The organism is Catellatospora sp. TT07R-123 (assembly GCF_018327705.1).
Taxonomy (GTDB): domain Bacteria; phylum Actinomycetota; class Actinomycetes; order Mycobacteriales; family Micromonosporaceae; genus Catellatospora.
In genome coordinates this window covers 2,407,807-2,430,308 of record NZ_BNEM01000001.1, presented here as the reverse complement: position 1 = coordinate 2,430,308, position 22,502 = coordinate 2,407,807, and the positions used below count along the sequence as shown (strand labels likewise).

Annotated in this window: 18 protein-coding genes; 10 read left to right on the top strand and 8 right to left on the bottom strand. The window is 73.4% G+C overall.

The window, feature by feature from the left end:
* Nucleotides 1–192 precede the first annotated feature (192 nt).
* The 4 genes from Cs7R123_RS10270 to Cs7R123_RS10255 all read left to right on the top strand — a co-directional run bounded on the left by Cs7R123_RS10270 (nt 193) and on the right by Cs7R123_RS10255 (nt 5,310).
* A complete protein-coding gene (locus Cs7R123_RS10270) occupies nt 193–1,911 on the top strand; it encodes a PucR family transcriptional regulator (protein WP_212825507.1) in 1,719 nt (572 codons plus the stop codon).
* Between the two features lie 177 nt (nt 1,912–2,088).
* Nucleotides 2,089–3,381 (top strand): aspartate aminotransferase family protein, encoded by a 1,293-nt coding sequence (locus tag Cs7R123_RS10265; protein ID WP_212825505.1) that lies wholly within the window; start codon nt 2,089–2,091, stop codon nt 3,379–3,381.
* Nucleotides 3,382–3,392: 11 nt separating this feature from the next.
* Nucleotides 3,393–4,889 (top strand): CoA-acylating methylmalonate-semialdehyde dehydrogenase, encoded by a 1,497-nt coding sequence (locus Cs7R123_RS10260; protein ID WP_212825503.1) that lies wholly within the window; start codon nt 3,393–3,395, stop codon nt 4,887–4,889.
* 223 nt (nt 4,890–5,112) lie between these two features.
* A complete protein-coding gene (locus Cs7R123_RS10255; protein ID WP_212825501.1) occupies nt 5,113–5,310 on the top strand; it encodes a PspC domain-containing protein in 198 nt (65 codons plus the stop codon).
* A 9-nt stretch (nt 5,311–5,319) separates the two neighbouring features.
* On the opposite strand, the gene Cs7R123_RS10250 is transcribed toward Cs7R123_RS10255, so the two are convergent.
* The 3 genes from Cs7R123_RS10250 to Cs7R123_RS10240 all read right to left on the bottom strand — a co-directional run bounded on the left by Cs7R123_RS10250 (nt 5,320) and on the right by Cs7R123_RS10240 (nt 8,492).
* Nucleotides 5,320–6,834: an ATP-dependent DNA ligase gene (locus tag Cs7R123_RS10250; RefSeq protein WP_212825499.1), complete on the bottom strand. Its 1,515-nt coding sequence runs from the start codon at nt 6,832–6,834 to the stop codon at nt 5,320–5,322.
* 41 nt (nt 6,835–6,875) lie between these two features.
* The gene (locus tag Cs7R123_RS10245) at nt 6,876–8,096 is read right to left on the bottom strand and encodes a GNAT family N-acetyltransferase (RefSeq protein WP_212825497.1); all 1,221 of its coding nucleotides are present in this window, start codon (nt 8,094–8,096) and stop codon (nt 6,876–6,878) included.
* Between the two features lie 78 nt (nt 8,097–8,174).
* A complete protein-coding gene (locus Cs7R123_RS10240; protein ID WP_212825495.1) occupies nt 8,175–8,492 on the bottom strand; it encodes a DUF6300 family protein in 318 nt (105 codons plus the stop codon).
* A gap of 388 nt (nt 8,493–8,880) precedes the next feature.
* On the opposite strand from Cs7R123_RS10240, the gene Cs7R123_RS10235 reads away from it, so the two are divergent.
* From Cs7R123_RS10235 to Cs7R123_RS10220, 4 genes are all read left to right on the top strand, one after another.
* Nucleotides 8,881–9,852, top strand: a complete 972-nt coding sequence (locus Cs7R123_RS10235; protein WP_212825493.1) for a MurR/RpiR family transcriptional regulator — start codon at nt 8,881–8,883, stop codon at nt 9,850–9,852.
* A gap of 210 nt (nt 9,853–10,062) precedes the next feature.
* Nucleotides 10,063–11,499: an N-acetylglucosamine/diacetylchitobiose ABC transporter substrate-binding protein gene (ngcE, locus tag Cs7R123_RS10230; RefSeq protein ID WP_212825491.1), complete on the top strand. Its 1,437-nt coding sequence runs from the start codon at nt 10,063–10,065 to the stop codon at nt 11,497–11,499.
* A gap of 34 nt (nt 11,500–11,533) precedes the next feature.
* The gene (locus Cs7R123_RS10225; protein ID WP_212825489.1) at nt 11,534–12,439 is read left to right on the top strand and encodes a carbohydrate ABC transporter permease; all 906 of its coding nucleotides are present in this window, start codon (nt 11,534–11,536) and stop codon (nt 12,437–12,439) included.
* 11 nt (nt 12,440–12,450) lie between these two features.
* Nucleotides 12,451–13,317 (top strand): carbohydrate ABC transporter permease, encoded by an 867-nt coding sequence (locus Cs7R123_RS10220; RefSeq protein ID WP_212825487.1) that lies wholly within the window; start codon nt 12,451–12,453, stop codon nt 13,315–13,317.
* A 4-nt stretch (nt 13,318–13,321) separates the two neighbouring features.
* On the opposite strand, the gene Cs7R123_RS10215 is transcribed toward Cs7R123_RS10220, so the two are convergent.
* Nucleotides 13,322–13,984 carry a class I SAM-dependent methyltransferase gene (locus tag Cs7R123_RS10215; protein ID WP_212825485.1) on the bottom strand — a complete coding sequence of 221 codons (663 nt, stop codon included), beginning with the start codon at nt 13,982–13,984 and terminating at the stop codon, nt 13,322–13,324.
* 101 nt (nt 13,985–14,085) lie between these two features.
* On the opposite strand from Cs7R123_RS10215, the gene Cs7R123_RS10210 reads away from it, so the two are divergent.
* Nucleotides 14,086–15,750 carry a bifunctional 3'-5' exonuclease/DNA polymerase gene (locus Cs7R123_RS10210; protein WP_244871740.1) on the top strand — a complete coding sequence of 555 codons (1,665 nt, stop codon included), beginning with the start codon at nt 14,086–14,088 and terminating at the stop codon, nt 15,748–15,750.
* A gap of 277 nt (nt 15,751–16,027) precedes the next feature.
* On the opposite strand, the gene Cs7R123_RS10205 is transcribed toward Cs7R123_RS10210, so the two are convergent.
* The 3 genes from Cs7R123_RS10205 to Cs7R123_RS10195 all read right to left on the bottom strand — a co-directional run bounded on the left by Cs7R123_RS10205 (nt 16,028) and on the right by Cs7R123_RS10195 (nt 19,316).
* Nucleotides 16,028–16,837, bottom strand: a complete 810-nt coding sequence (locus Cs7R123_RS10205; protein ID WP_212825483.1) for a metal-dependent hydrolase — start codon at nt 16,835–16,837, stop codon at nt 16,028–16,030.
* Nucleotides 16,838–16,950: 113 nt separating this feature from the next.
* The gene (locus Cs7R123_RS10200; RefSeq protein ID WP_212825481.1) at nt 16,951–18,975 is read right to left on the bottom strand and encodes a M91 family zinc metallopeptidase; all 2,025 of its coding nucleotides are present in this window, start codon (nt 18,973–18,975) and stop codon (nt 16,951–16,953) included.
* Nucleotides 18,972–19,316 carry a hypothetical protein gene (locus tag Cs7R123_RS10195; RefSeq protein WP_212825479.1) on the bottom strand — a complete coding sequence of 115 codons (345 nt, stop codon included), beginning with the start codon at nt 19,314–19,316 and terminating at the stop codon, nt 18,972–18,974. The genes Cs7R123_RS10200 and Cs7R123_RS10195 overlap by 4 nt, the downstream gene beginning before the upstream one ends.
* A 367-nt stretch (nt 19,317–19,683) precedes the next feature.
* Between Cs7R123_RS10195 and Cs7R123_RS10190 the strand changes: the two genes are divergently transcribed.
* Nucleotides 19,684–20,205, top strand: coding sequence for a hypothetical protein (locus tag Cs7R123_RS10190; protein WP_212825477.1), 522 nt, complete (start codon nt 19,684–19,686; stop codon nt 20,203–20,205).
* Nucleotides 20,206–20,294: 89 nt separating this feature from the next.
* Here Cs7R123_RS10190 and Cs7R123_RS10185 read toward each other — a convergent pair whose 3' ends face one another.
* Nucleotides 20,295–22,211 carry an anthranilate synthase family protein gene (locus Cs7R123_RS10185; protein ID WP_212825475.1) on the bottom strand — a complete coding sequence of 639 codons (1,917 nt, stop codon included), beginning with the start codon at nt 22,209–22,211 and terminating at the stop codon, nt 20,295–20,297.
* Between the last annotated feature and the right edge of the window lie 291 nt (nt 22,212–22,502).

The window sequence follows — 22,502 nt, the reverse complement described above, 5'->3', positions numbered from 1 at the left end:
AGACGTCGGGGCCGGTGACGTCGGCACGGGCGGAGGAGCTCTGGGCGGTGGCCGCGCTCAGCGGTGACGACGCGGCGCGGGCGGCGTGGTCGATGCCGGACGAGGGACGTTCGCCCGGCGAGCAGCCCGGACCTGGCGAGCCGGTCGAGCGCGAGCGGGAGCTGCTGCTCGGCGGCGAGGACCGGGGCTGACGTGACCGCTGTCTTCCCGACCGTACGCGAGGTGATCGCGCTTGATCCGGTCCGGGTGGGTGCTCCGCGCCTGGTCGCGGGGGAGGCGGGGCTGGACCGGCCGGTGCGCTGGGTGCACTCGGCCGAGGTGCCCGACATCGCGACCCTGCTGCGCGGCGGCGAGCTGGTGCTGACCACCGGCATCGGGCTGCCCGCCGACGACGCGGGGGTGCGCGCGTTCGTCAACGACCTGGCCGAGGTGGGCGTGTCCGGCCTGGTCGTGGAGCTGGGGCGGCGGTACACGGCGAGCGTGCCCCGGGTGATGGCGGCCGCGGCGCAGAAGGCGGGCCTGCCGCTGATCGAGCTGCGCCGGCCGACGCCGTTCGTGCGGATCACCGAGGCGGTGCACGCGCTGATCGTGGACGCGCAGCTGGCCGAGCTGCGCGCCACCGAGGAGATCCACCAGCGGTTCACCGAGCTGAGCGTCGAGGGCGCCGAGCCCGCCGAGGTGGTGCACCAGGCGGCGCAGCTGGCGGGCTGCCCGGTGGTGCTGGAGAACCTGGCCCGGCAGGTGCTGGCCTACGACGCCGCCGGGGACCGGGCGGAGCTGCTGCTGGAGAGCTGGGAGCAGCACTCGCGCCGGGTGCGGCCGCAGCAGGCGGGGGCGGGCCGCACCGGCTACGACCCGGACACCGGGTGGCTGGTGACGACCGTGGGCGCGCGGGGGCAGGACTGGGGGCGGCTCATGCTGCGCTGGCCGGCCTCCGGCAGCGAGGGGGACCGGCCTGTCGACGACGCGGGGGTACGCGGTGACGACGGCGCCGCCCCGGACGCCGTGCCGCACGAGTCGGCCGCGCCGCCGCAGCCGCCGACGCGGCTGGTGATCCTGCTGGAGCGCGCCGCCTCCACGCTCGCGTTGGGCCGCCTGATCCGGCGTGACGCCGAGGGGCTGGAGCGGCAGCTGCACGCCACGCTGCTGTCGGCACTGCTGGACCACAGCCTGCCGGTGTCGGAGGTCGCCCTGCGCGCGGGCGCGCTCGGGGTGACCCTGGAGCGCCGCCGCCTGGTCGGCGTGGTGGTGCGCCACCGCGAGGAGCCGTTCCCGGCGGGCACGGAGGCGGCGCAGACCCGCCTGCGCGACCTGGCCGACACCGTCTCCCACGCCGTACGCGAGGCGAAGCTCACCGCGCTGACCAGCACCATCGACGACCGCGCGGTCGGGGCGCTGCTGGCGATCCGCGGCGACGAGCAGGCGGCGCTGGACACCTTCGCCGGGGTGCTGCAACGCGGCCGGGCCGAGGTGCTGGTCGCGGCGGGCACCGGCGTGGACAGCCTGCGCGACGCGCGGCGATCGCTGGTCGAGGCGCGGCAGGTGGCCGAGGCGGCCCGGCACGACCCGGCCGGGGCGCAGGTGCACCGGCTGCCCAACCTGGGCCTGGCCGGGCTGCTGCACCTGCTGCGCGACGAGCCGAGGTTGCAGACGTTCGTGGAGCGGCAGCTGGGGGCGCTGCTGGCCAGCGACGACGCGCACCCGAAGGACCCGCTGCTGCCGACGCTGCGGGTGTTCCTGGAGGCGGGGCGCAACAAGTCGATCGCGGCGGGGGCGGCGCACCTGTCGCGCCCGGCGTTCTACGAGCGGCTGGCTCGCATTGAGCGCATTCTCGGAGTAGACCTGGATTCGGTGCAGGCGTGCCTGTCGCTGCACGTGGCGCTCCTGGCGAGGGATGCCTTGCGGGACTGACCTTTCACCTTCGAATCGTAGGCGAGGGTCCGGCGTGAAGGGTGTTCGGGTTGTCGATCTGTCAGGTCGGCGCGGCGGCACCTGGCAGGATGTAGCTTGCTCGGCCACCGGCCGCCTGGCAGCGTCATGGTGACCTGACACACATCGCCAACCAGTCGTTGAAGGACGTGTCGCCGTATGACCACCGAAGACCTCCTCGCCCGGCACCGCGCGGTGCTCCCGAACTGGATAAACCCGCTCTACGCCGACCCGATCGAGCTGGTCTCCGGGTCCGGTTGCCGGGTCACCGACGCCGCCGGGCGCACGTACCTTGATTTCTTCGGCGGCGTGCTCACCACGATGATCGGCTACGACATCCCGGAGATCTCCGACGCGGTGCGGGCCCAGCTCGACCGCGGCATCGCGCACTCCTCGACGCTGTACCTGATCCGCAAGCAGGTCGAGCTGGCCGAGAAGATCGCCAAGGTGTCGGGCATCCCGAACCCGAAGGTGTTCCTGGCCAACTCCGGCAGCGAGGCCAACGACACCGCGCTGCTGCTGGCGACCCAGTTCCGGCGCAGCAACCAGATCCTGGCGATGCGCAACAGCTACCACGGCCGCAGCTTCGCCGCGCTCGGCGTGACCGGCCAGCGCAGCTGGTCGGCGACATCGCTGACCCCGGTCAACGTCAGCTACCTGCACTCCGGCGACCGGCTGCGCGGCGTGTTCGCGGGCCTGTCCGACGCCGAGTACATCCGGCGCGCCGTGGCCGACCTGCGCGAGGTGCTGGCCACCACCACCGCCGGGGACGTGGCCTGCCTGATCGCCGAGCCGATCCAGGGCGTCGGCGGCTTCGTGGCCCCGCCCGACGGCTACTTCAAGGCGGTCAAGGAGGTGCTCGACGAGTACGGCATCCTCTGGGTCTCCGACGAGGTGCAGACCGGCTGGGGCCGCACCGGCGAGCACTTCTGGGGCTACCAGGCCCACGACGCCGTGCCGGACATGCTGACCTTCGCCAAGGGCGTCGGCAACGGCTTCGCCCTCGGCGGCCTGGTCGCCCGCGCCGAGGTGATGGACTGCCTCAGCGCGATCTCGTTCAACACGTTCGGCGGCAACCCGGTCAGCGCCTCGGCCGGCGCGGCCGTGCTGGACTACCTGCTCGACCACGACCTGCAGAGCAACGCGGCCCGGGTCGGCGAGCTGCTGCACTCCGGCCTGCGCGGGCTGCACAGCCCGATCGTGGCCGAGGTGCGGGGCAAGGGCCTGATGCTGGCGCTGGAGTTCGTCCGGCCCGGCACGCTGGACCCGGCGCCGGAGCTGGCGCTGCGGGTGCTGGAGGAGACCAAGGCCAACGGCCTGCTCGTCGGCAAGGGCGGCCTGTACGGCAACGTGATCCGGATGGGTCCGCCGCTGACGCTGACCGAGGCGGAGGCGAAGGAGGGTCTGGACATCCTGAGCGGCGCCATCGCCGCCGCGCAGAGCCAGGCCTGAGGGGGTACGACATGGAACTCGGCTACATCACCCACTTCGTGAACGGCAAGGCGTGGGAGCACGGCGCCGTCCGGCAGGGCGAGGTCTACGACCCGGCCACCGGCCGCGTCAGCGCCATGGTGGACTTCGCCTCGGCGACCGACGTCGACACCGTCGTGCGCGCCGCCGACCGGGCCGCCCGGTCCTGGCGCGACGCGTCGCTGGCCAAGCGCACCGCGGTCATGTTCGCGGTGCGGCAGATCATCCACGAGCGGCGGGCGGAGCTGGCCGCGGCGATCACCGCCGAGCACGGCAAGGTGCTGTCCGACGCGGCCGGGGAGGTGCAGCGCGGGCTGGAGGTGGTCGAGTTCGCCTGCGGCATCCCGACCTCGCAGCGCGGCTTCTTCAGCGAGAACGTGTCGACCGAGGTGGACTCGTACTCGATCCGGCAGGCGCTGGGCGTGGTCGCCGTGATCTCGCCGTTCAACTTCCCGGCGATGGTGCCGCTGTGGTTCGTGCCGATCGCGATCGCCTGCGGCAACGCGGTGGTGCTCAAGCCGAGTGAGAAGGACCCCAGCGCCTCGGTGCTGCTGGCGCAGTGGTTCGCCGAGGCGGGCCTGCCCGAGGGCGTGTTCAACGTGGTGCACGGCGACAAGGAGGCCGTGGACGCGCTGCTGACGCACCGGATGGTCAAGGCGGTGTCGTTCGTGGGCTCGACCCCGATCGCCCGCTACGTCTACGAGACCGGCACCGCGTACGGCAAGCGGGTGCAGGCGCTGGGCGGGGCCAAGAACCATATGGTGGTCCTGCCCGACGCCGACCTGGACCTGGCCGCCGACGCGGCGGTCAGCGCCGGGTTCGGCTCGGCGGGCGAGCGCTGCATGGCCATCTCGGTCGTGGTGGCGGTCGACCCGGTCGGCGACGAGCTGGTCGACAAGATCAGCGAACGGGTGGCGCGCATCCGCACCGGTGACGGCCGCCGTGACTGCGACATGGGCCCGCTGGTCACGAAGGTGCACCGGGACAAGGTGTCGTCGTACGTGGACGCGGGGGAGCGGGCCGGGGCGCGGCTGGTGGTCGACGGCCGGGGGGTGGCCGCCGACGGCGAGGCGACCGGGTTCTGGCTCGGGCCGACGCTGTTCGACCATGTCACGCCGCAGATGTCGGTCTACACCGACGAGATCTTCGGCCCGGTGCTCAGCGTGGTCCGCGCGACGTCGTACGACGAGGCGCTGGAGCTGGTCAACGGCAACCCGTACGGCAACGGCACGGCGATCTACACCAACGACGGCGGCGCCGCCCGGCGCTTCCAGCACGAGGTCGAGGTCGGCATGGTCGGCGTCAACGTGCCCATCCCGGTGCCGATGGCCTACTTCTCCTTCGGCGGCTGGAAGGCGTCGCTGTTCGGCGACACCCACGCCCACGGCGCCGAGGGCGTCCACTTCTACACCCGGGGCAAGGTCGTCACCAGCCGGTGGCTCGACCCGCACCACGGCGGCGTCAACCTGGGCTTCCCGACCCAGCACTGACACCGGCATCGTACGAACGGAGGACCCGGTGAAAATTCTCACCGGGTCCTTTTCGTGTTCCGTCGCGGGACGCGCGTTAGCACGGCGGCGCCATCGGGGATGCCCGTACGGGCGGGCGGCGCCGCGAATCGTCCCGGCGGTCGAGGGCGGGCGTGCGCGGCGCTCCTACCGTCGAAGGCAGCCGCGGGGAGGACCCCGCCGCCCGTACCGAGGAGATGATCGCATGGCCAGCCAGCCGCACCGACTGTCCCGCCCGCGCCACGGCCGCTGGATCGCCGGTGTCTGCGCCGGTCTCGGGGTGCGCTTCGGCCTGCCCGCCTGGCTCGTCCGGTTCCTGTTCGTACTGTCGTGCCTGCTGCCGGGGCCGCAGTTCATCGTCTACATCATCCTGTGGATCATGATCCCGGAGGACGCCTACTGACCGGTGCGGCTACGGCAGGCCCAGCGCCCGGACCGCGTCGATGGTGTCGGCCTGCGCGGCCGGCTTGTCCTCGCGGTAGCCGAGCACCCGGGCGAAGCGCAGCGCCACGCCACCGGGGTAGCGGGTGCTGCGCTGCACCCCGTCGAAGGCGATCTCCACCACCAGCTCCGGCCGCACCGTCACGGTGTAGGAGTCGCGGCTGACCGCCAGGCCCAGCAGCCGCTCGGTCTGCCACGCCAGCATCGCGTCGGTCAGCCCCTTGAACGTCTTGCCCAGCATGACGAAGCCGCCGCCGGGGTCGCGGGCGCCCAGGTGCAGGTTGGACAGCCAGCCGCGCCGCCGCCCGTGGCCCCACTCGGCGGCCAGCACCACCAGGTCCAGGGTGTGCCGGGGCTTGACCTTCACCCACGCCGCACCCCGCCGCCCCACCTCGTACGGCGCGTCCGCCGCCTTCACCACCACGCCCTCGTGCCCGGCCGCCAGCGACGCCGCGAACGCCTCCAGCGCCACCTCCGGCCTGTCCACGAGCACCCGGTCCACCCGCATCGCGCCGGGCAGCACCCGGTCCAGCACCTCCCACCGGGCGCGGCCCGGCTCGTCGATCAGGTCCGCGCCGTCCAGGTGCAGCACGTCGAAGAAGTACGGCGTCAGCGCCCCCGCGGCCCGCTGCGCGGCCCGCCCGGACGTCTCCTGGAACGGCCGCGGCCGCCCGGCGTCGTCCACCGCGATCACCTCGCCGTCGAGCACCACCGAGCGCACCGGCAGCGCCCGCACCGCCGCCACGATCTCCGGCATCCGGGCGGTCAGGTCATCCAGGCTGCGGCTGAACAGCACCACATCGTCGCCGTCGCGGTGGGCCTGCACCCGCACCCCGTCGAGCTTGGCGTCGACCGCCGCGGGCACCCCGGTCGCGGCCAGCGCCTGCGCCGGGTCGGGCGCCGACTGGGCCAGCATCGGCAGCAGGCCCCGGCCCACCGACAGCCGCAGGCCGGCCAGTGCCGCCTCGCCGCCGGTCAGCGCGGTGACGGCCACCGCCTTGAGGTCCCCGGTCAGCAGCAGCGCCCGCCGGACCGCCGCGACCGGCACCGCGGCCGCCGCGGCCACGGCGTCGGCCACCAGCCCGGCCTGCGCGCCCTGGCGCAGCTCCCCGCCGATCAGGCCGGTCAGCAGCCGCTGCTCGTCGGCGGTGGCCGCGCCGTACAGGGCGGCCACCGCGTCGCGCCGCCGGGCCTGCGAGCCCTGCCCGCTGATGTCGCCCATCGCGGCCAGCGCCCGGTCCACCTCCCGCACGGACAGGGTGGCCGTCGAGGCGGGTGCGGGCAGCTCGCGCAGCGTGGCGTAGCCGACCCCGATCTGCCGCTGCCGCAGCTCCCCGCTCAGGTACGCCGCCCCCGCCGCCAGCTCCACCGGGTCGCCGCTCGCGGCCAGCGCCCGCAGCGCCCCCGCCAGCAGCTCGATCTTCGCCTTCCGCCCGGACACGGCGGTCACCGCGGCCGACGTGGCGGCCAGCTCGCCAAAGCGCATGCCCCCATCCTCCCCGGACACGCGCGGGGCTGCGGGCGGGGTCAGAAGATCTCGATGGAGACCGGGGCGCGGTGCCAGCGGAAGGCGGGGTCGGCGGCGGTGAGGGCGCCGGAGGTGAGCTCGGTGACGCGGCCGGCGGCGGCCAGGGAGCCGAGGCTGCTGCCGCCGAGGTAGGCGGTGGCCAGGGTGGCGATGCCCAGGCGCAGGTCGGGGGCGTCGTCGGTGCGTACGCAGGTGGCGCCGTCGCGCGAGCCCGCGAGCCGGAACCGGCCGCCCGTGCCCGGCAGCACCGGATCCTCGACCTCCAGCACCAGGTCGACCGGGGCGGCGTAGCGGCGGCCCGCCAGGGCGGCCGGAACGTCCAGCAGCCGGGCCCACAGGCCGTCGCCGTAGCGGCAGCCCAGGCGGCGGGTGTCGTTGACCAGGTGCAGCAGCGGCTCGTCGACCGCGCCGAGCCAGTAGCCGACCTGCCGGGTCAGGTCGATGCTGAGCAGGTAGTCCCACAGCACGCGGTACGCGGCCGGGTCGGCGGTGACCACCTCCATGACGTTGACCTCGCCCTTGGGCCCGTTGCCGTCCCACTCGCTGCGCGTGCGGTAGAGGGCGTAGCCGCGGGCGCCCCGGCCGTCGGAGCACACCGCGGCCAGCAGCGGGCCGAAACCGGGATCGCGGTGGTGCTGGTCGTCGACCAGGCGCCAGTCCCACCACCGGCCGTCGCGGGAGGCGTACCCGGGCCGGTCCGGGCGCACCTGCTCGTACACCTCGGCGAGGGTGGCGCGCAGCTCGGGGGCCCGGTCGACCCGCACCCGCAGCTCGGGCGCGCCGGTGCCGACCATCCGCACCTCGCGCCGGTCCACGGTGAAGCTGAGCCGGTGGGTGGCCTGCCCGTAGCCGAAGCGGCCGTAGATGCCGGCCTCGCTGGCCCACAGCACCGCCAGCGCCTCGCCGCGGTCGCGGATCTCCTCCAGCTGCCGGGTGAGCATGGTCGCGGCGATGCCGCGGCGGCGGTGCGTGGCGGCGACGCCGACGGCGGTGACGTAGCCCGCGGGCAGGGCGCCGCCGGGCACGCTCAGGTCCCGGGTGTACGTCCCCGCGTGCGCCACCAGGTCCTCGCCGTCCACGGCGACCACGGCCCGGTCCGGTTCGAACAGGGCCTGCTCGGCGGCCCAGTCGCGGTCGGCCTCGTCGCCGAGGAAGGAGCGCTGCACGGTACGGGTGATCGCGGGCCAGTCCTGCGCCGTGGCGTTGCGGAAAGTCACCATGGGTGGTTCCTATCGGCCCGGCCGCCGGTCGGCAACACGTTTACCCGAACGCGTCAGCCCGCGCCCACCCGAACGCGGTCAGCCGCGCCCCGACCACCAGGCCGCGACGTCGGCGGCCAGCGAGCTCTGCTGCGGATCGGGCCGGGTCAGCGCCTCAAGCCAGCGCCCGACGAGTTCCGAGACGCGGTGCATGTCCTCCGGGCGCACCTGCCGGTGCTCGGCGAAGTACGCCAGCAGGCCCTGGGCCTCGGGCAGCCCGGCGTCGCAGCCGGGGCACAGGTGCACCACCCGGCTGCGCCGGGACTGGGGCACGGGGATCTTGGCCGTGAGGTACAGCCGCTCGGTGCAGCTGCCGCAGCGGGCGTCCCCGGCGGCGCGCACCTCGACTGCGGTCATCGCTGCGTTCCCCCTCGTCATCGGCCTGGTACGGGTGCGCTCAAGCCGGGGTCGCGGCGGCCCGGCGGGCGCACTCGGACGAGGTTATACGGACCAAACGGGCCGGGTCCCGGCGGCGCCTCCCTCACGGCATTTGTTCTTTTTGCGAGTTAAATGCATTCGCGTCACCGGAGGGTCCCGCCGGGTGTGGCCTTCGCGGCCATTTGGCCTGGTCAGTGGCAGTGAGGCGGCCCACTGTGGCACCTTCGCCAATGTTCCGGTGCGGTAACGAACTTAAAAAATTCGCCCACGGACTTGACAACCAGGGGTCATCAGTAAGAACTTTTACCACTAACAGTTAACTACCTTTCGGCTAACTGTTCAGGACCTGAGCTGTAGGAGCGAGTCAATGGGTGACCGCATGGAACCGGGCGCCGCGGCCGACGCCGCGACGCTGGACCCTGCGCCGTCCTGGCTGAGCCTCGACCGCCCGGACAGCGTGCTGGTCCGCGTACGTGCCCAGCTGCCCGAGTTCACCGGTGCCCTCCAGCGCGTCGCCGAACAGGTCCTCACCGACCCGGCCGGGGCCGCCCGCGCCACCATCGTGGAACTGGCCGAGCGCTCCAGCACCTCGCCGGCCACCATCACCCGGTTCTGCCGCGCCCTGGGCTTCGAGGGCTACGCCGATCTGCGGCTGGCCATCGCCGGTGAGACCGGCCGCGCCGCCCGCTCCGCCGGCTGGGCCGAGGACATCGGCCGCGCGATCGAGCCCGGCGACCCGCTGGAGCGCGTGCTCGGCCAGATCATGGCCGCCGACACCCAGGCCATGCGCGACACCGCCGCCATGCTCGACCTCTCCGAGGTGGAGCGGGCCGCGGACGCCATCGCCAACGCCAACCGCGTCGACATCTACGGCGCCTCCGGCTCGGCCCTGGTCGGCGCGGAGATGCAGTTCTCGCTGCACCGCATCGGCATCGCCGCGTGGACCTGGCCCGACGTGCACAACGGGCTGGCCAGCGCCGCCCTGCTGCGCTCCGGCGACGTCGCGCTGGGCATCTCGCACACCGGCCAGACCCGCGAGACGGTCGAGATGCTGGCCGAGGCGGGCTCGCACGGCGCGACCACCGTCGCGCTGACCGGGTTCCCGCGCTCGCCGCTGGCCGAGCTCGCCGACATCGTGCTGCTGACCGCGAGCCAGGCCACCTCGTTCCGGCCGGACGCGCTGTCGGCCCGGCACCCGCAGCTGGTGGTGCTCGACCTGCTGTACATCGCGGTCGCCCAGCGCACCCACGACCGGTCGCACACCGCGTTCCAGCGCACCGCGCGCGCGGTGGACGCGCACCGGTTCAGCAACGGCCAGGGCCGGGAGGGCGACGCATGAACGCCCAGGTCCTGACCCCGAAGACTGTGCTCGACGTTGTCGGGCACTGGGCCGACACCACATCGGGCAGTGCCGCCCGGTGTGGTGCCGCACTGCCTCCCAGTGCGGTCGGGTCCGCTCCGGCCGGCGGGGGTTCCGCCCCCGTCACCGCCTCTCCGCCTCACCACACCTTCGTGTCGCAGACCGCGATCCGATTCTGAGGAGACAATGATGTCCAACCACACCGACAGCCCGTCGGACCTCACCCGGCGTACGCTGCTGCGCCGGACGGCCACCGCCGGTCTGCTCGCCCTGCCGGCCGCCGGCCTGCTGTCCGCCTGCGTCGGCAGCAGCGACGAGCCCGAGGCCCCCACCCAGTACTCGGGCACGGTGTCCGCGGAGAACCCGCTGGGTATCGCCACCGACAAGCCGGTCGAGATCGTGATCTTCGACGGCGGTCTGGGCACCAAGTACGCCACCGACGTGCACGTGCCGTCGTACCAGGCGAAGTGGCCGAACTCGAAGATCACGTTCTCTTCGACGCAGGAGGTCTCGACCACCCTGCAGCCGCGCTTCGCCAGCAACACCCCGCCGGACATGGTCAACAACGCCGGCTCGAAGCTGATGGACATGGGCGCGCTCGTGGGCGCCGGCCAGGTCGCCGACCTGACCGACCTGTTCGCCGCGGCGTCGCTGGACATCGCGGGCAAGACGGTCAAGGACACGCTGGTCCCCGGCACCGTCGAGGCCGGCACGTACAACGGCAAGCCGTACGTGCTGAACTACGCCTACACCGTGTTCGGTCTGTGGTACTCGGGCAAGCTGTTCCAGGACAACGGCTGGACCGCCCCGACCACCTGGGCCGAGTTCGACACGCTGGCCGGCAAGATGAAGGCCAAGGGCATCACCCCGTTCTCGTACGCGGGTGCCAACGCGGCCTACTACATGTACACGGTCATCCTGACCAGCGCCGCCAAGATCGGTGGCCCGGACGTGCTCAAGGCGATCGACAACCTTGAGCCGGGCGCGTGGACGAACGACGCCGTCAAGCAGGCCGCCAAGGCGTGGGGCGAGTTCGCCGCCAAGTACGGCGACAAGGCGCACCTGGGCCTGAAGCACACCGAGGTTCAGCTGCTGCAGAACCAGTACAAGGTGGGCTTCTACCCGTCGGGTTCCTGGCTGGAGAACGAGCAGTCCAAGGACACCCCGGCCGGCTTCAACTACCAGGTCGCGGCCCTGCCGTCGGTCACCGCCGCGGACAAGCTGCCGGCCACCGGCCTGTACGCCGCCGCGGGCGAGATGTACTTCGCCGCGTCCAAGGGCAAGCACCCGCAGGGCGGCAAGGAGTACCTGCGCCACATGCTGTCGAAGGCGGGCGCGAAGGGCTTCACCGAGCTGACCAAGTCGCTGACGGTCGTCCAGGGCGCGGCCGAGGGTCTGACCCTCTCGCCCGGTCTGTCCTCGGCGAACACGGTGCTGACCGCGGCCGGTGCGAACAACTTCAACTTCCGCTTCGACGCCTGGTACAAGGACCTCGACCTGGAGGCCCGCTCGGCCACCAACGAGCTGATGTTCCAGGGCGGCGACGCCGACAAGTTCGTCACCCGCATCCAGGCTGCGGCTGACAAGATCAAGGCCGACTCTTCGATCCCGAAGTTCTCGCGCTGACCTGAGCCTCCGTTAGACCGGGAGTCATACGATCATGCGGCAAGGTAAGTACCCGTTCGTCATCGGGTTTCTGCTCGCTCCAGTAGTGCTGTACAGCGTGTTCGTGCTGTGGCCGATCTTCGGCGCGGCACAGGTGTCCACCATGAACTGGAGTGGTCTGTCCCCCAAGCGCGACTTCGTCGGGCTGGACAACTTCAGCAAGCTGCTGGCGGACGACAAGGTATGGCTGGCGGCGAAGCACCACATCTTCCTGCTGGTCACCCTGCCGGTGATCACGATCGCCCTCGCCCTGTTCTTCGCGTTCCTGTTGAACATGGGCGGGGGCACCCGGGGCGGCGTCATGACCGGGGTCTGGGGGTCGAAGTTCTACCGCGTGGTGTTCTTCCTCCCCCAGGTCCTGGCCGTGGTCATCGTCGGTGTCATCTTCGGCCGGGTGTACGCGCCCGACGGCTCGGGCATCCTGAACCGCCTCCTGCACGTCTTCGGCGTGAAGGACGTGTACTGGATGGCCGACTACGGCCTGTGGGCGATCCTCGGCGTGCTGGTGTGGCAGGCGGTCGGCTTCTACGTCGTGCTGTTCGCCGCGGGCATGTCCAGCATCCCGGGTGAGATCTACGAGGCGGCGGTGATGGACGGCGCCAGCCGGGTCACCATCTTCTTCCGGGTCACCATCCCGATGCTCAAGGAGACGGTCAAGGTCGCCTGGGTCTACCTCGGCATCCTCGCCATGGACGCGTTCGCGCTGGTCATGGTGCTCTCCATCGACCAGGGCGGTCCGGACGGCGCCACCACGGTGCTGCCGGTCCAGATCTACCAGGCCGGCATCCTGAAGTCGCAGTACGGCTACGCGTCGGCGCTGGGCGTGGCGCTGGCGGTCTTCACCATCATCTTCGCGGTGCTGTCCCTGCGGGGCGGCAAGCGCGACGCGATCGAGCACTGAGCGGGGTAGCCGTGGCAACCAAGACCGAGAAGCAGAGCAGCTTCGGCCTCCTGAACAAGCTCTCGCACGTCGCGCTGTTCGTGTGGGCGATCCTGATCATCTACCCGCTGATCTTCACGTTCCTCGCGGCGTTCAAGAGCAACACCGAGATCTTCGTCGGCAACCCGTTCGCGCTGCCGAGCAACTGGGACTTCGGCTCGTTCGTCCGCGCCTGGAACGAGGCGCACATCGGCCGCTACTTCCTGAACAGCGTGATCGTGGTGGTCTTCTCCACCGCGGGCACCATGCTGCTCGGCGCGATGGCGGCGTACGTGCTGGCCCGGTACGACTTCATCGGCAACCGGATCATCTACTTCCTGTTCATCGCGGGCCTGGCGTTCCCGGTGTTCCTCACCCTGACCCCGCTCTACCTCGTGGTGGACCAGCTGGGCCTGCTCGGGACGCACCTCGGCCTCATCCTGGTCTACATCGCGTACTCGCTGCCGTTCACGGTGTTCTTCCTGACCGCGTTCTTCAAGACGCTGCCCAACGCCGTGGCCGAGGCCGCGATGATCGACGGTGCCTCGCACAGCAGGCTGTTCTTCCAGGTCATGGTCCCCATGGCCAAGCCCGGTCTGGTGAGCATCACGATCTTCAACATCATCGGCCAGTGGAACCAGTACGTCCTGCCCGTGTCGCTGCTGCCCGGCGGCCAGGAGGGCAAGGAGAAGTGGCTGCTCACCCAGGGCATCGCCGACATCTCCACGTCCGCCGGCTACCAGGCCGACTGGCCGGCCCTGTTCGCGGCGCTGAGCATCGCGATCATCCCGATGGTCATCGTGTACGCGATCTTCCAGCGGCAGATCCAGAGCGGCCTCACCGCCGGTGCGGTGAAGTAGCACTTCAGACGACGGTGCAGCAGGCGTAGAGATGGGTCTGCGCCTGCACACCAGGCAAGTCGACGCCGAGGCGGGAACCCGCCTCGGCGTTCGGCGTCCAGTCCTCCACCCGCAGGTCCTCCACCCGGAAGCCGTGCCGCTGGAGCAGCTCCCGCAGCGCGTCGCGCGAGTACGCCGTCAGCGGCACCTTGACGCCCAGGAAGTCCCGTTCCAGGTGGTCGCTGTCGCCCTCGACCATCCCGAGCACGAACGCCCCGTCTGCCGCCAGCACGTGCCGGACGTCCTCCAGGGCCCGTTCGACGTCGGAGCGCGGCAGCATGAGCAGCGAGAAGAACGCGGCCACCCCGTCGAACCGCTGCTGGGTCGGGTGCAGCCCGTCCAGGTCGAACAGGTCCCGCTCCACGAAGATCGCCTCGGGGACGGTGTGCCGGGCCAGCTCCAGCATCACCGGTGAGGTGTCGATGCCGACCACATGGCAGCCGCCGTCGATGAGCTGGCGGGCCGTCGGGGTGCCGGTGCCGCAGCCCAGGTCCAGTACCAGCGGGTAGTGCCGCCCGGCGAGCCGGTCCAGCAGCCACTGCCCGGCCGCGAGCTGCCCCGGCTTGTCGGCGAACGCCTCGCTGTAGGTCGCCCCGATCCGGTCGAACACGGCGCGCGATTCGGTCATACCCCCATTGTCCGGGCGGTGCGGGCCGCGCCGCCGGGCCTTGCCCACGTTGGTCGACAGAGTTTGCGCCGGTTGTCGGGGGTGGGCCGCAGAATGGGCGGGTGTCGGTGATCGCGGTGGTGGCGGACTCCTCCGGCGGCGGCCAGCTGCGCCCGCTGGATGAGAGCGGGCACCCCGCCGGCCCCGACGAGCGCGTCGCAGACCTCGCCGCGGCGGTCGCGGCCCGCGACGCGGCCCGGCCGCGCTGGCTGTGGGCGGCCGCCGACCAGGTCTACCCGCGCCTGCTCGAAACGGGCGTACGGCTGCACCGCTGCCACGACCTCGAACTGGCCGAAGCCCTGCTGCTGGCCTACGACGGCCGCTACGGCGAGCCCCGCTCGGCCGCCGCGGCGTACGCCCGGCTCACCGGTGCGCCCGTCCCCGCCGACCAGGCCGTCCGGCAGGCCCAGCCGCCCGGCGACCGGCAGGGCACCCTGTTCGGCGACGAGCCCGCGCCGCTGTCGGCCGACGACGGCGTGCCCCCGCTCGACCTGCTCGCCGCCGTCTACCGCGACCAGCGTGACCGGCTCGCCGCCGGGGAGCACCCCGCCCGCATGCGCCTGCTGATCGCGGCCGAGTCGGCCAGCGCCCTGATCGCCGCCGAGATGCAGCACACCGGCCTGCCCTGGGACGCCGCCGCGCACGACGAAATTCTTACCAGCCTGCTCGGCGAGCCCTCGGCCGTGCGCTCGCGCACCGGGCTCACCCCGCCGCGCCGCCTGGCCGAGCTGTCCGCCCGCATCGCCGAGCTGCTCGACGCCCCCGGGCTGCACCCCGACTCGCCCGCCGAGCTGCGCCGCGCGCTGCGGCGGGCCGGGCACGACGTGCCCAACACCCGGTCCTGGGTGCTGAAGCGGGTCGACCACCCGGTGATCCCGGTGCTGCTGGAATACAAGGAGCTCTACCGGATCTGGACCGCGCACGGCTGGACCTGGCGCGAACAGTGGGTGCAGCAGGGCCGGTTCCGCCCGGCGTACATCCCGGCGGGCGTCGTCTCGGGCCGCTGGGCCACCCGGGGCGGCGGCGCCCTGCAGATCCCCAAGGCGGTGCGCGGCGCCGTGCGCGCCGCACCCGGCTGGCGGCTGGTCGTCGCCGACGCCGGGCAGCTCGAACCGCGCATCCTGGCCGCCGTCTCCGCCGACACCCGCCTGGCCCGCGCCGCGGGCACCGGCGACCTCTACGCCGCCCTGGCCGCCGACTCGTTCCAGGGAGACCGCGCCGCCGCCAAGCTCGCCCTGCTCGGCGCCATGTACGGCCAGACCGGCGGCGGTGCCGCCCCGGCCATCGCGGTGCTGCGCGGCAGCTACCCCCGCGCCTGGGCGTACGTCGAGGCGGCGGCGCGGGCCGGGGAGACCGGCGGGCTGGTGCGGTCCTGGCTCGGGCGGACCTGCCCGCCCTCGGCGCTGGAGTCGTCGTGGGCCGACGAGGGGGCGTCGGGTCGGTCGCGGGGACGGTTCACCCGCAACTTCGTCATCCAGGCCACGGCGGCGGAGTGGGCCGCGACCCTGCTGGCCACCCTGCGTACGCGGCTGTGGGACAGCCCGGCCGAGCTGGTGTTCTTCCAGCACGACGAGGTGATCGTGCACTGCCCGGCGGCCGAGGCCGACGCGGTGGTGGTGGCGCTGGAGGACGCGGCCGAGCAGACGGGCCGGATGCTGTTCGGCGCCACCACGGTGCGCTTCCCCCTGACGGTCGCCGTGGCCGACTCCTACGGCGACGCCAAGTAGCGCCCCTCCGCCGCCAACGGCCGGGCGGCGTGCCGACCGATCCGGTGGCCACGGTGATCGGGTGGCGCGATGATCGGGTGGCCACGGTGATCGGGTGGCGGGTGGCGGTGGTGATCGCTGTTTCCGGTCGGAAAGTGTTCTTTCAGCGCAGGTTTTGACCGCAGATGCCGATCAACCTGCCCGTCGCCGGTGCCGTCGCCGGTGCGGGTGGGGGTGGGATGCCGACGGCGGCCGTGGCGCAGTGCCACGGCCGCCGTCGGGTGACCCGCGGAGCGGGTCAGAGGTCGATGTTGAACTTCTTGAGCAGCGGGGTGGCCAGCACGCCCGCGCCCGCGACCAGGGCGATCACGGTGAAGACGGTGCGCAGCAGGGTGGTCTCCACCTTGCTGCCCGCCTCGATGGCGAACTTGTCGGGCAGGCCGACCATGCGCCACATCTTGCGGCCGGTCGGGATCGGCCAGAGAATCGGCACCCCGGCGCGGGTGATGATGTCGCCGAACAGGTGCACGATGCAGCCCACGCCCACCGCGAGCCCGATCATCGGGAAGCCGCGGCCCTCAGGCAGCTGGAGGTAGGCGCCGTACGCGGCGGCGCCGGAGGTGATCGTGACGATCACCCAGCCCGCCTTGTGGGCCCACTTGTCGAACAGGCCGCGCAGCGCGAAACCGAACATCACGAACAGGATGCCGAGCACGGCCCACTTGCCGAACCGGGTGCACAGCCAGGTCGCGCCGAAGCCCATCAGCGCCGCGAACGGCAGCGTGTGGGTCAGCGTGCGGTGGCCGTTGTGGCGGTCCGGGTCGTGGCTGAGCTTCGTCGCCGTGTACACCCCGACGGAGATCTTCTCGATCACCTCGGCGACGAACAGCGAGAAGACGCCGAAGCTGCGCGAGACCGTCGAACCGCCCTCGTTGTGGGTGACCTTTCCCGACATGTCCAGGTCGGGCAGCAGCGCACCACCGGCGCACACGGCGGTGCCGATCGCGATGGTGGTGATCGACTGCGGGTAGTCGAAGAAGGTCGAGGCCACCCAGGATCCGGTCAGCCAGGCGGCCGCTCCGGACAGTGCGTGCTGAGGACCCATCATGGTGTTTACTGCCTCCCCTAGTCACCGCGTGACGGCATCTGACGATCAACGCGCGCACACTGTGTCAAACAAGGGCGGCTCCACGCAATCGGCTGGACCTCCATAGCAGACGGTCAAGGGGAAGTCACGCTGGCGGCGGCCGTGTCGCCGTAGCTGACCCGGCTGCGTTCGCCCAGCTCAGCGCGCAGTGCGTTCTCCGTCAACGGGTACGGGTGGCGCGGATCGAGCCGATCGGGCGTTGTCGGATCCCCGTCATCGTCGACCGGCAGGCCCACGGCCACCCGCTCGGCGGCGGGCACCGGCACCATCCGGGTGCCGTCCCACATCACGTCGTCGGCGTGGTGGCCGTGGGGATACGCATAGCCGTGCAGGTGGTCCCAGACGTGGGCGAACTCGTGGTAGAGCACCGCCACCGGGGTCGCGTCGCCGCCCGCGACGGTGCCGCCGAGCCCGTCGAACGAGGTGTCGTAGCCGACGGTGTGGCGGCCGTCCTCGACTGCGGCGTACGCGTTGTCGGTGCCGGGCGGCAGTTCCCGGATGGTCAGCACGCCCGCGGCGGGGTCGGCGGGCGGGGCGAGCCACGGCCAGGCGCCCTGGCCGCCGAGGACGCCGGACGGCTCCCACGCCGCCAGGCCCCGGTCCAGTTCGGCGAGCATGCCCTGGCCGAGCGGCGAGGCGCGCAGCAGGTCCAGATCGGACTCCACCCGGGCCTGGAACCGCGCCGACCCCTCGACCCGGATCCGGCCGCCCGGCTCGTCCGGGGCCTGGTCGACACGGTGGTGGACCTGCTCGACGGCCGGTCCGGCGGTGGTGTCGGCGGCGTCGAGGTAGGCGAGGTCGGCGGCGGTGCCACCGGCGGCGGTGTCGGCGCCCGCGCCGGGGGCCAGCGTGTCGGGGTCGGCCTCGCCGCGCAGGTCGTCGTCGCCCCGGCCGCCGTCGAGGTGGTCGTGGCCGGTGCCGCCGCGCAGCGTGTCGTCGCCGTCGAGCCCGTATGCCGTGTCGTCGCCGTCGCCGCCGTCGAGCAGGTCGTCGCCGGTGTCGCCCTGCAGGTAGTCGCGGCTGCCGCCGCCGAGCAGCACCGCGTCGCGCGCCCCGGCGAGCAGGGTGTCGCGGCCGTCGCCGCCGACCAGGACGTCGCCGCCGTCGACCAGGTCGGCCCCCGCCCCGGCCAGCACGGTCACGGGCACGGGGACGCCCGGGTCGACGTGTGTCCGGTCGTCGCCCGCGCCGGTCCGCAGCACGATCCGGCCGTCGGCGGGGTCGAGCACGGCCACGGCGCGGCCGTCGGCGCGTACCATCACCCGGCCGTCCTCGACGGTGACCGCGAGGGTGTCGTCGGCCTTGCCGGTGCGCACCACCGTGAGCCCGGGCGCGTGCAGCACCTGTGCCTCGACGAGCTCCGGCCCGGTGGCGGTGGTGGGCGGTTCGGCCAGCCAGCGCAGGGCGGCGGCGGCCGCGTCCAGCGCGGCGACCGCGGTGCGGGTCGCGGCGGCCAGGTCGGCGCGCAGCGCCCCGGCCTCGGCGACGGCGGCGCCGACCAGCCGCCGGGGCGCCGGCCCGGCGACCGCGAACACGACCTGCTCCGGCCCTGCCCGGTGCGGCACTGCGGCCCTGACCCGGGCCAGCGACTCGTCGAGGTGGCGCTCGGTGCTCGCGGTGCGGGCCGCGAGCTCGTCCAGGGCCGCTGCGGCGCGGCGGGCGATCCGGCCGACCACGGTCAGCCGGTCGGCGAGGTGGGCCGAGCGCTGCGCGAACGCGGTGGCGTCGCGGCCGGTCCAGTCCTCGGCCGGGTGCGGCGCGCCCGGTTCGGCCGACCGCGTCGGCCCGACGCCGCCGGGCACCACGCCCGGTTCGGTTGACCGCGTCGAGCCGCCGCCGGGCACCGCGCCCGGTTCGGGTGACCGCGTCGGCTCGGCGCCGTCGCCGGGCATCGCGCCGCGATGACCTGCCCGGTCGGGGCCGGGGCCGCTGGTCCGGGTGGACGACCGGGCCGGGTCGTGGCCGGTGAGGCCGGTGGCGGCGCGGTCGGCGGCGTCGGCGCAGGCACGCCAGCCTGCCGCCGCCGCGAGCAGCGGCCCGGGGCGGGTGTCCAGCGTCCACAGGGCAGGGACCTCGACCAGCGTCGGCGCGGCGGTCACCGGGGTGCTCCGAGCGCCCAGCCGTCGGTGGCGCCCAGGCGGTGCCGGGTCGCGGGGTCGGCCCGGCCGGCGGCGCGGCTGGCGGCGGCCGCGTCGGTGTCGGCGCGCAGCCGCGCGGAGGCGGCGACCAGGCCGAGGTCGGCATGCGCGAACAGGTCGTCGGTCAGCGCCCGCAGCCGCGTCTGGGCCGCCTCGGCCAGCCGCTCGTGCGCCGCCGCCACCGGCGCGTCGGCCGCGCCCAGCCAGGGCACGCCGACCCTGGCGAGCTGCTCGGCGACGGCCTCGACCCGTCCCGCGTACGCGGTGACGGCGTCGGCGGTTCCCGTGAGGTCCGCAGTCATGCCGGTGAGCCTCGCAGCGCGCCCGAACCGGCACAACGGGGTGCCGCGCGGCTGTGGATAACCCGGGTCGTGGGTCGGTGGCGGGCGGAGATCGCCGTCTGCGGTCATCTCCTCGGCTACGAACGCAGGAAGTGACCGCAGGCGACGATCAACACCCCGCAGCCGACGACGACCGCGCCCCCGACGCGCCCCGACCGTCATATTCATCACATTGCCCCGCGCCAGCAGTGCTCGAATCGGTGACGGTGGATCGACTTGCGGCTGCCGCCTGGCTAACATTGCAGCTTCCCGCTGCCCTCGGCGGGGTGCCGCGCCGCTGCGGCCCCGACCGCTACGCCGCAGGTGGCCCACCCCGAATGAGGTAGTCGTGAACGCCGGCCTCGCCCCTGTCATCGCCGCTACGACACACTGGCTCACCCGCACCTACCCCGCCGCGGGCGGCCCGGCCGAGGCGGCCCGGGTGCTGGCCCAGGCCCGCCAGGCGGTGACCGTGGCGGCATGGCTGCGCTACCCGACCGTGATGGACGCGGGGCTGCTGGCGCTGGTGGGGCCGGGCGGGTCCGGCGGCCTGGACCGCGTGGTGCACCTCGACGAGCCCGACGAGGACGCCGACCGGGTCTGGCGCGGCTGGGTGGACGAGGTCGTGGCGAGCTGGGCCGCCTGCCTGCTGGCCGACCCCCGGCTGGCCGCCGACGCGGTCACCGCGACCGCCGACTGCGAGCACGCCCAGGTGGTGCCGCGCGACTTCACCCGCCTGACCAAGCCCAACCCGGAGGACGTACAGGCCGCGGCGCTGCTGCGCCACCCCGACCTGGTCGACCCGATCGCCGCCCTGCACCGCGACAACCTGATCGAGCGCCTGCGCCTCGACCCCGTCGAACTGGTCTAGCCGCCGCGCGGCGCCGGCCCCGCCCGCGAGCGTGGGGAAGGGCACCTTCCATCTCGTATCGCGATGAGAAGGTGCCCTTCCCTCTGCCTTCAGGGGCGGGGGACGGGCAGCAGGGTGCTGAGCAGCTCACCGAGCAGCGCGGGCCCGTCCTCCGTCAGCACCGACTCCGGGTGGAACTGCACCCCGGCGAACCCCGCGCCGCGTACCGCGTGCACCCGTCCGTCGGCGTCGCGGGCGACCTCGACGGCGCCGTACGGCGTGACCAGCCGGTCGGTGTCGGCCAGCGCCGTGAACGTGGAGTAGAAACCGACCCGCCGCACCGTCCCGAACAGGTCCACGTCGCGCGGCACCCCCTGGTACGGCACGTCGCGCCGGTGCATCGCCAGCCCCAGCCGCAGGCTGAGCACCTGGTGGCCCAGGCACACGCCCAGCAGCGGCGCCCGCTGGCCCAGCCGCCGCGCGATCAGCTCGTCCAGCCGCACCACGCGCGGCTCGGCGCGGTCGGCCGGGTCGCCCGGCCCGGGGCCGAGCACCAGCAGGTCGGCGGCGTCCGCCTCGGCGTCGCCCGGGGCGACCTCGTGGCTGGGCCGGATGCGCACCCGCATGCCCAGCGAGCGCAGCACGTGGCCGAGCATCCCGGTGAAGGTGTCCTCGGCGTCGACGATCAGCACGCTGCGGCCGGCCAGCGGCGCGGCGGCCGGGGCGGGGGACCGCTCGGCCAGCCAGAACGACGACAGCCGCTCGTTGCGGGCGGCCAGGGCCGCGGCGACCTCCGGGTCCCGGGCGTACGCGGTGACCTCGGCGTGGGCGCCCCCGGCCGGGGCCGGGCGCAGGCCCAGCGCGGTGAGCACCCCGCCCGCCTTGGCGTGGGTCTCGGCGACCTCGCTGTCGGGGGTGGAGTCGCGCACCAGCGTCGCCCCGGCCTTGACCTCGATGCCGCCGGCCGGGTCGATGTCGGCGCAGCGGAACAGGATCGGCGCGTCCAGGGTCTGGCCGCCGTCGGCGTCGCGGCCGAGCAGGGCCAGCACGCCGCCGTAGTAGCGCCGCCCGGCCTGCTCGTAGCGGGCGATCACGCGGGCCGCGTTCTCGATCGGGCTGCCGGTGAGGGTGGGCGCGAACATGGTCTCGCGCAGCACGTCGCGCACGTCGAGGTCGGTGCGCCCGGCCAGCAGGTACTCGGTGTGGGTGAGGTGGCTCATGTGCTTGAGGTACGGCCCGAGCACCTGGCCGCCGCGCTCGGCGACCACCGCCATCATCTTGAGCTCCTCGTCGAGCACCATCGACAGCTCGTTGACCTCCTTGGCGTCGGACAGGAAGTCCAGCAGCCTCGCCCGCCCGGCCTCGCCCGCGGGCACGTCGCGGTGGCGCAGCGTCCCGGAGATCGGGTTCATCATGGCCAGCCCGGCGTCGACGCTGACGTGCCGTTCCGGCGAGGCGCCGACGAGGGTGCGGCCGCCGGGTCCGGGCAGGTGCACCAGGAACGTCCAGTAGGCGCCGCGCTCGCCGGTGAGCAGGCGGCGTAGCGCGGCGGCGGCCAGGTGGCGCGGGTCGGCGGCGGTGCGCGCCCGCGCGGTGCGGTGGATCACGAAGTTGGAGCCCGCGCCGTGCCCGATCTGCTCGCGCAGCACCGCGGCCACCAGGGCCCGGTAGGCGTCGTCGTCGATGTCGAAGCCGAGGTCCTCGGCGTCGGGGACGGTGTCCGGCAGCTGCGCGACGGCGTCGGCGACGTCCAGTTGCGCGGTGTCGGTGATCTCCAGGCAGGCCAGCGGGGTGCCGTCGTCGCGGCAGGCGAAGCCGCGCTCGGCCAGCTGCCGGTACGGCACCAGCGCCAGCGTGCGCGGCCCGGCCGCCTCGCCGGGTGCCGCTTCGGGCAGCGGGAGGTCGGCCAGCCGCGCGACGGTGCGCAGCGTGCCGCGCAGCACCTCCAGCCGGTCGGAGCCCTCGCGCCGCAGCAGCGCGAACGGTCCGGGGTCGGGGCTGCCCAGCAGGTCGTGGAGCAGGGTCATCGACGTCTCTTCCTGGTCGATGGCCGCCCCGCGCCAGCCCCCGGAAAACACGACGGCCGCCTCGAAGGGCGGCCGCGGATGGGAGCTGTCGCTACCCGTGCGTGTGGAAGGCCGCCGGTTCGGCGCGCCACCACTGCGTACGGGAGAAGGACATGGCGGCAACCGTACCCGGCGCCGCGGTGACTGTCCAGAAGGCTCACCCGCGGTTGACATGAGCGATGGACGCCTATCCACTTTTCGGTGGGTGACGGGTAACATACCGCGAGTCACAGCGGTACAGGTGGCTGACCA